The organism is Thioalkalivibrio sp. ALE19, from assembly GCF_000428605.1.
Lineage (GTDB): Bacteria > Pseudomonadota > Gammaproteobacteria > Ectothiorhodospirales > Ectothiorhodospiraceae > Thioalkalivibrio.
Window position 1 is genome coordinate 1 of sequence record NZ_AUAG01000046.1, and the last position, 7,277, is coordinate 7,277.

General features: G+C 66.3%; 9 protein-coding genes. 4 read left to right on the forward strand and 5 right to left on the reverse strand.

Going from position 1 to position 7,277, the window contains the following annotated elements:
• On the reverse strand, nt 1–337 hold a 337-nt coding region (locus tag F787_RS0113635; protein ID WP_028492538.1), incomplete at its 3' end, for an Rpn family recombination-promoting nuclease/putative transposase.
• Nucleotides 338–652: 315 nt separating this feature from the next.
• Here F787_RS0113635 and F787_RS0113640 point away from each other — a divergent pair.
• Nucleotides 653–1,813 (forward strand): Fic family protein, encoded by a 1,161-nt coding sequence (locus tag F787_RS0113640; RefSeq protein WP_196801937.1) that lies wholly within the window; start codon nt 653–655, stop codon nt 1,811–1,813.
• A 149-nt stretch (nt 1,814–1,962) separates the two neighbouring features.
• Here the strand turns inward: F787_RS0113640 and F787_RS0113645 are convergent, their stop codons facing one another.
• Nucleotides 1,963–2,544 (reverse strand): thioredoxin family protein, encoded by a 582-nt coding sequence (locus F787_RS0113645; RefSeq protein WP_028492540.1) that lies wholly within the window; start codon nt 2,542–2,544, stop codon nt 1,963–1,965.
• 123 nt (nt 2,545–2,667) lie between these two features.
• Between F787_RS0113645 and F787_RS0113650 the strand changes: the two genes are divergently transcribed.
• Nucleotides 2,668–3,408 carry a ferredoxin--NADP reductase gene (locus F787_RS0113650; RefSeq protein WP_028492541.1) on the forward strand — a complete coding sequence of 247 codons (741 nt, stop codon included), beginning with the start codon at nt 2,668–2,670 and terminating at the stop codon, nt 3,406–3,408.
• A 171-nt stretch (nt 3,409–3,579) separates the two neighbouring features.
• Here F787_RS0113650 and F787_RS0113655 read toward each other — a convergent pair whose 3' ends face one another.
• Nucleotides 3,580–4,350, reverse strand: a complete 771-nt coding sequence (locus F787_RS0113655; protein WP_028492542.1) for a S9 family peptidase — start codon at nt 4,348–4,350, stop codon at nt 3,580–3,582.
• Between the two features lie 95 nt (nt 4,351–4,445).
• On the opposite strand from F787_RS0113655, the gene F787_RS0113660 reads away from it, so the two are divergent.
• Nucleotides 4,446–4,646, forward strand: coding sequence for a YdcH family protein (locus F787_RS0113660; RefSeq protein ID WP_018869247.1), 201 nt, complete (start codon nt 4,446–4,448; stop codon nt 4,644–4,646).
• A 101-nt stretch (nt 4,647–4,747) separates the two neighbouring features.
• Here the strand turns inward: F787_RS0113660 and F787_RS0113665 are convergent, their stop codons facing one another.
• Nucleotides 4,748–6,043 carry an NAD(P)/FAD-dependent oxidoreductase gene (locus F787_RS0113665; RefSeq protein ID WP_028492543.1) on the reverse strand — a complete coding sequence of 432 codons (1,296 nt, stop codon included), beginning with the start codon at nt 6,041–6,043 and terminating at the stop codon, nt 4,748–4,750.
• A gap of 32 nt (nt 6,044–6,075) precedes the next feature.
• The gene (locus tag F787_RS0113670; RefSeq protein WP_028492544.1) at nt 6,076–6,387 is read right to left on the reverse strand and encodes a c-type cytochrome; all 312 of its coding nucleotides are present in this window, start codon (nt 6,385–6,387) and stop codon (nt 6,076–6,078) included.
• A 230-nt stretch (nt 6,388–6,617) separates the two neighbouring features.
• Here F787_RS0113670 and F787_RS0113675 point away from each other — a divergent pair, with 230 nt between their 5' ends.
• Nucleotides 6,618–6,929 carry a PilZ domain-containing protein gene (locus tag F787_RS0113675; RefSeq protein ID WP_018869250.1) on the forward strand — a complete coding sequence of 104 codons (312 nt, stop codon included), beginning with the start codon at nt 6,618–6,620 and terminating at the stop codon, nt 6,927–6,929.
• The last annotated feature ends 348 nt before the right edge of the window (nt 6,930–7,277 follow it).

Here is a 7,277-nt window from a genome sequence, read left to right on the forward strand (position 1 = left end):
GGCGGCCGCCGGGCGTCAGGGCCTTCTGCCGGATCAGGTCCTGATACAGCAGCCCGAGATAGGTCATCATCCGTACCGCCATGAAACGGTCCACGCTCGACTGGAACTCCAGCAGCAGGTACACGTAAAGCCAGCCGCCGCCCCAGCGCACGCGCCAGACGATGTCGTCTTCGCGGTCGCGCAGCTCGTCGGTCACATAGGACCCGTTGACCTTCTCGAGGGTGGAGAAATCCAGCTCCCTCACCCAGTCCTCCCGGACAAAACCGGTCAGCAGGTCCCGCACCATCTCGGGATGCGAAAACAGGAGCTTGTAGCTGTTGTCGTGGTGATCCGCCATGCCGACACTCCCTGTCCGGTCAGAGCCGCAGCGTACCACGGCCTCCTCACAATCCCGCCCACGAGGCCGGTCCGGCGCAGTCCGCGCGGGGGCTTCTGCACTGCTCGGCGATGCTGACCGGCCGGGCGCGACTTCCTCGACCCGGGCGAGCACAAACCGGCCACGGATCCGGCCATCCGTCCGGTCATGGCATGCCCGATCCGGACACCATTCTGAGATTAAATTGCTGATATGATGAGACTCATGCAAATGGCGTGAAAGGACATCCAACCGGCCATGGGCGCAGTCATTGACCGAGGTGAACGCATTGCTCTGATGGAGCCCCTGGTGGTGGGGGAGGGCTCCGCCCATCGGGGGCGGCTTACCGATCGGGTGCTGGATCTGGTTGCGCATGCCGCTGCCTTTCGCGCCCGCCTTCCGGTGGGGGTGGAATCGGCCCTGGCCGGCCTGGTGCGATCCATGAACTGCTATTACAGCAACCTGATCGAAGGCCACTACACGCATCCTGTGGCCATCGAGCGGGCGCTTGCCGGCGATTACAGTCCGGATTCCCGTCAGCGCGACCTGCAACTGGAGGCGGCGGCGCATATCCAGGTTCAGAGCTGGATCGACGCTGGGGGGCTGAAGGGGCGCGAGACGGCGCCCGAGGGGCTGTGCGAGTTACATCGGCGCTTCTGCGAGCGGCTCCCGGACGATCTTCTGTGGGTTGAGGATCCCGACACTGGCCAGCATCTCCGGGTCTCTCCCGGTGCATACCGAACACACGATGTCCGGATCGGGCGGCATGTGCCGGTCAGCCCGGGCGCTGTGGAACGGTTCATGCAGCGGTTTCACGCGGCTTATTCGCGGGGCGGGCAGGCCGATCGAATGCTGGGCGTGGCTTGTGCCCATCACCGGCTGTTGTGGATTCACCCGTTTCTGGACGGTAACGGTCGCGTCGCGCGGTTGATGTCCCATGCCATCCTTGTGGAACACCTGAACAGCGGCGGGGTCTGGTCCGTGGCGCGAGGCCTGGCGCGTAGCGAGGGCCGCTACAAGCAGCTCCTTGCCGCATGTGATGAACCCCGCCGCGGTGACCGTGATGGCCGTGGTCAGCTCAGTGAAGCGGCCCTGGCGGATTTCGTGGAGTTTTTCCTGGAGGTCTGTATCGACCAGGTGGCGTTCATGGAGCGTTTGATGGAGCCCGGCCGCTTCCGTGAGCGGATCCTGCGCTGGGCGGAAGACAGGGTGCGGGCGGATGAATTGCCGGGCAGGTCGGGGCGCCTTCTCGAGGTGGTGCTGTACCGGGGAGAGGTGCCCAGGGCGGACGTGCCCGGGCTGCTCGATTTGAGCGAGCGCCAGGCCCGCCGGGTGACTTCGGCGCTCGTCAAACAGGGAGTTCTGGCCTCCGACAGCAGCCGGGCTCCTTTGCGCCTGGCGTTGCCCGCAGCGCTGGCCCCTGAATTGATGCCGGGCCTCTTCCCGCCCGAAAGATAGCGACAGGCCTTCCCTGCGCGCCGGGGGCGGCTCCCTGGCCGATTGCGTGTATCGCCGCGCCGGATCGCGCAGGGGGCTGCGCTCCTACAAGGCGCCCCGGCCCGTAGGAGGCGAGCCCTCTCGCCGATCGCGGCGTTCGTCGACGGGTTTCAGGCGAAATAGGCGGGTTCGTTGCCGGGCTTCCACTTGATGTTGCAGCCGAGGCTGGGGTGCTGGGGCTCGGGCGCGGGCTGGCCGGCGAGCAGGGCCTCGGTGGCGTTGCGCAGGTCTTCGCCGGTCACGGGGCGGTCGCTGCCGGGGCGGGTGCTGTCGAACTGGCCGCGGTAGTAGAGCTTGCGCTCGGCGTCGAACAGGTACAGATCCGGGGTGCAGGCGGCCTGGTAGGCCCTGGCCACGGACTGGTCTTCGTCGAGGCAGTAGGGGAACTTGTAGCCGAAACGGCGGGCGTCGTCGCGCATCGCGTCGGGGGCGTCTTCGGGGACGGCCTCGATGTCGTTGGAGTTGATGGCGATCACTGCGATGCCCTTTTCGGTGTATTCACGCCCGTAGCGCGCGAACTCGTGGCGGATGAGCTGCACGAAGGGGCAGTGGTTGCAGATGAACGCGATCATGTAGCCCTTGGCGTCGGGGAAGCTGTCCAGGCTGATGGTCTCGCCGGAGACGACATCGGGCAGCTGGAAGTTGGGGGCTTCGGTGCCCAGCTCGATCATCTGCGAGGGGGTGCGTGCCATCGGTTGTGCTCCTGTCTGTGGTTTTCAGAGATGCCCGCTATTATAGGGGCCGCCCCGGGGTTGCTTGAAATGCCCGGGCGCGGCCCGCATGCTTGCCTTTAACCAAGTACAGGAGTCAGGAATATGGGCTGGGTGACCGGCACCGTGCAGGAACGCAAGCAGTGGACCGACCGCCTGTTCTCGCTGCGCATCGATGCGGACGTGGAACCGTTCGTGGCCGGGCAGTTCAATCGTCTGCGCATGGAGATCGACGGCGAACTGGTGGGGCGGCCGTACTCGTACGTGAACGCCCCGGACGAGCGCCCGCTGGATTTCTACATGATCACCGTGCCGGACGGGCCGCTGTCCAACCGCCTGGTGCAGCTCGAACCCGGCGACACGGTGGAGCTGATGCCGCGTGCCACGGGGTTTTTCACCCTGAACGAGATCCCTGACGGGCGCGATCTGTGGCTGCTGTCGACGGGGACCGGGATCGGGCCGTTCCTGTCCATCTTGAAGACCGACGAGCCCTGGGAGCGCTTCGAGAATATCCGTCTGGTGCATGCGGTGCGCCACGCCGAGGAGCTGACCTACCAGGACACCATTGCGGGCTTTTCGGAGCGCGATGCGCAGCGGTTTCAGTACATCCCCTTCGTCAGTCGCGAGGCGCACCCCGGTGCCATCCAGGGGCGTATCACCACGGCGCTGTCGGAGGGCGAGCTGGAGGCGCAGGCGGGGATCGATTTTTCGCCGGAGCACTCCCAGGTGATGCTTTGCGGCAACCCCGACATGGTCTCCGAAACCCAGGCCCTGCTGCGCGAACGGGGTTTGGAGAAGAACCGCCGGCGCAAACCGGGGCATCTCACCACCGAGAGCTACTGGTAGCCCCCGATCGGCCAGAGGGCTGGCCTCCTACGGCCGGGGGAGGGTCTGGTAGGAGCGCAGCCCCCTGCGCGATCCGGCGCCGGGGAAGCCCCGATCGGCCAGAGGGCTGGCCTCCTGCGGCCGGGGGAGGGTCTGGTAGGAGCGCAGCCCCCTGCGCGATCCGGGGCGGTGTCAATCGGTCAGGTTGGCGGACCAGGCGCGGATCAGGCCGGCGACGTAGCGGGTGTGTTCCGGGCGCGAGAGCAGGTGGTCGACGCGGTTGAGGGCGACGAAGCTGCGCGGGTGCTGCGCCATGCGGAAGATGTGCCCGGCATGGTCGACGTTGACCACGGTATCCCCGGGGGCATGCAGCAGCAGGATCGGCCGGTTGAGCCGGGCCAGAGCGGTCTCCAGCGTGGGCTCCTCGATGGACTCCAGCAGCGCCCGGCCAATGGTAACTGGGCGCCCCCCTATGATCAGCCGGGCCTGACCCTCGCGCGCGATTTCTTCGGCATGATCCTGGAACAGGTGGCGCACGTGCCCCGGTTGGCTGGGTGCGGCGATGGTGACGACGGCGTCGACCTCCGGGCGTTCGGGGGCGACGAGAATGGCCAGCGCTCCGCCGAAACTGTGGCCGAGCAGCAGGGTGGGCTCCGTGTCCGGATGATGCGCGGCGAGGGTGTCCAGTGCCGCTTCGAGGTCTTCGTGGCCGGTCTGGAGGGTGGAGTCCGCGAACGTCCCTTCGGATTCGCCAAGGCCCGCGAAGTCGAAGCGCAGGGTGGCGTAGCCCTCCTCGGCCAGCGAGCGGGCCAGCCGCACGGTGGCGGGGAAGTCCTTGGAACAGGCAAAGCAGTGCGCGATGCAGGCCTTGCCGCGCGGTGGCCCCTCGGGTTCCACCAGGACGCCGCTCAGCCGGACTCCGCGCGGCGTGGGGATGGACAGCGAGGTGTTGCGTATGGCCATGTTCCGGTCTCCGAAGTGGCGGGATGGTCGGGGCTGTGGCCCCGGCCGGACCGGTCTGGGATGATACGCGAGGCGACGGACTCCGGGGAGCGGACGTGGAATACGACAGCGAGATCAGGGCACGACTGACGGAACTGGAGGCGGAGCACCGGGCGCTGGATTCGGCGATCGCCGCCATGCACGCCGGGCCGTCCCCGGATTTTCTCGAGATCCGTCGGCTGAAGAAGCGCAAGCTTCAGCTCAAGGACACCATTGCGCGGCTGCGCAGCCGCCTGATCCCGGATCTGAACGCCTGAGGAGGGGCCAGGGCCGGGGGAAGGGCAGCAAAAAAACGGCGCCCCGGAGGGCGCCGTCAACGGGATCCTTCCCGTTCGTGTGATGAGGCGAAGCGGGCCGATCAGCCCCAGATGTCCGCGGTAATGCCGGCGTACCAGCCGCGGGTGTACTGCGCTTCCTGCTCGCGGAAGCGGCTGGATGCACCCGTCGGGCTGACACCGCCGGCGCCTTCCACGCCGGCCATCTGGCCGTCCTTGAACTGGTAAACCGCCGCCACGCTGATGCCGTAGTCCGGCGTGACCAGGCTGTAGCAGGTGTTCACTGCAGTCGGGGTGATCGGGTCGCGGCCGGCCAGTTCGTGGCTGATCGCCGCGGCGACCATCTTGCCCTGGGTGTTGGCGGAGTGGCCCGACTTCGGCATCGCACCGGCCACGGAGGCGTCGCCCAGCACGTAGATGTTGTCGTCACGCTCGGACCTGAAGGTGTCCTGACGCACCGGGCACCAGCCTTCCGCGTTGGTGAGCCCGGCGTCGTGCATGACCTGGTTGGCGTGCTGGGCCGGGATGAAGTTCATCACGTCGGCCTCGACCCGCTCGAAACCGGCCTCGGTCACCGCGGTCATGTTGCGCACGTCGACCTCCTCGACCAGGCCGCCGTCCGAGGCCGGGCGCCATTCGATCATGTCGCCGTATTCCTGAGCCCAGCCTTCCTCGAACAGGCCCTGCTTGGAGAAACCGTCCTTCTGGTCAAGGATGATGATCTTGGAACGGGGCTTCTCCTGCTTGAAGTAGTTCGCGATCAGCGACACGCGCTCATACGGCCCGGGCGGGCAGCGGAACGGGTTCGGCGGGGCCACCATGACGAACGTGCCGCCATTGGGCATGTCTTCCAGCTGCTGGCGCAGGATGCGGGTCTGGTCACCGGCCTTCCAGGCGTGCGGGATGCGCTCGGCGTCGGCCTCGCTGATGCCCTCGGTGCGGTCGTAGCGGAAATCGATGCCCGGGGACATGACCAGCTTGTCGTACTGCAGGGTCTCGCCACTGGCGAGACGGACGTTGCGGCCGTCGGCGTCCACCGCGGTCACGCGATCCTGCACGACCCGGACCCCGTGGCGGCTTTCCAGCGCGCCGTAGGTCTGTTCGATGAAGTCCATGTCGACGATGCCGCCCAGCACCCAGTTACTGCCATAGCAGGTGTAATAGCGGGCGTTGGGCTCGACCAGGGTGACGTTGAGTTCCGGCGAATACCTTTTCAGGTACTTCGCGGCGGTGGCGCCACCGGAGCCGCCACCGACCACGACGACATGGGCCTTGTCGGCGCCACGCGTCTTCTGCGGCGCGCAGCCGACGCCGGTCAGGGCCACGGCGCTCCCCGCGCCGACGACCTTGATGAAATTACGGCGGGAAAATTCCTGCATGATGTCTCTCCCTCTCTTGTGTGCTGGGCCGTTCACTGGCCGACGTAGGCGGCCAGGGCCTCGATTTCCTCATCGGTGTAGCCGGTGGCGTGACGGTCCATGACCGTGCCCGGGCGTTCGCCATCGCGGAACGCCTTCATCTGGCTGACAATGAGGCTGGAGGGATAGTTACTGAGATCCGGGGCACCCCCGGCCTCGGCGGACGCGGCGCTGTGGCAGTTCACGCAGGTGTCGGCCATCAGCTGTCCACGCGTGATTTCGTCGCCGGCCGTGGCCTGAGCGAACGGAATGGCAAGGGCCACGGCCCCGACCAGCCCCGCGAAAGTAAGGCGCGATTTCTTCATTGTTTCGGACTCCTCCGTCTTGAAGGTTTGCTGTTTTAGCGGCGACAGCCGTGATGCGCTGCCTTCATCCTCCGGCCCGGTGTGACGATCCGGGCTCTTCATTGGCGCGGACGGGTTCATGCCCGGCCTTGCGCATGATCTCGCCTTGGGTCGATCATTGCCTCGACGGTATAGCACAAAAAAAAATCGTTTTCGATTAGCGTTTTCTAAGACAGCAAGGGGATGGAACCATGATCGAGGAGCGGCGACGTCATCCGCGGATACCGATGACGGTCAACGTGGTGGTATCGGCGGGCGATGGCGAGCCGGTGACCCTGACCACCAATGACATCTCCGGTGGCGGGGCCTTCCTGCGCTGGGAGGAGGGGCAGAAACCGGACCTCAGGGGCTTGCTGGAGCTCGAGTCGGACGACGAGCTGATGCTGCAGGTGTTCGGCCTGCTGGGGGATGGTGACGCGCCACCGAAGGTCCGTGCCCAGGTCGTGCGTGTGCACGAGGACGGCATTGCGGTGAGGTTCGACCCCGAGGCCCTCGGTGGCTGAACGAGCGGGGTAGCCCAATCGGCCAGAGGGCTGGCCTCCTGATATGGATTGACCTGTCAACGGTTGGCTGTAGTGTTCGATCGAGACCTCCTGTTTTCCATGCCTTCGAGGCAGGGCACGAGAAGCGGATTGCGACGGTGGATCACTCTGATATACGCGGGTTGGTTACCGACCGGACTTCACTTCGTCGCGGAGCTGCCCTTCTCTACGGGCGAGGGTCAGCCCTTCCGGGGAAGGGATGCCTCATAGGAGCGCCAGGGGTTCTCCTCACCGGCCTCTCATGCCCTGTCCCGAAGACACGGATGCGGGGTTCATACGTCGGCTGCGGGTGGGTCAGCCGGTTTCGTG

Coding starts and splice junctions, on each gene's coding strand:
- F787_RS0113640 (WP_196801937.1), top strand. CDS start 653: ATGGAGCCCCTGGTGGTGGGGGAGGGCTCCGCCCATCGGGGGCGGCTT.
- F787_RS0113645 (WP_028492540.1), bottom strand. CDS start 2,544: ATGGCACGCACCCCCTCGCAGATGATCGAGCTGGGCACCGAAGCCCCC.
- F787_RS0113650 (WP_028492541.1), top strand. CDS start 2,668: ATGGGCTGGGTGACCGGCACCGTGCAGGAACGCAAGCAGTGGACCGAC.
- F787_RS0113655 (WP_028492542.1), bottom strand. CDS start 4,350: ATGGCCATACGCAACACCTCGCTGTCCATCCCCACGCCGCGCGGAGTC.
- F787_RS0113665 (WP_028492543.1), bottom strand. CDS start 6,043: ATGCAGGAATTTTCCCGCCGTAATTTCATCAAGGTCGTCGGCGCGGGG.
- F787_RS0113670 (WP_028492544.1), bottom strand. CDS start 6,387: ATGAAGAAATCGCGCCTTACTTTCGCGGGGCTGGTCGGGGCCGTGGCC.
- F787_RS0113675 (WP_018869250.1), top strand. CDS start 6,618: ATGATCGAGGAGCGGCGACGTCATCCGCGGATACCGATGACGGTCAAC.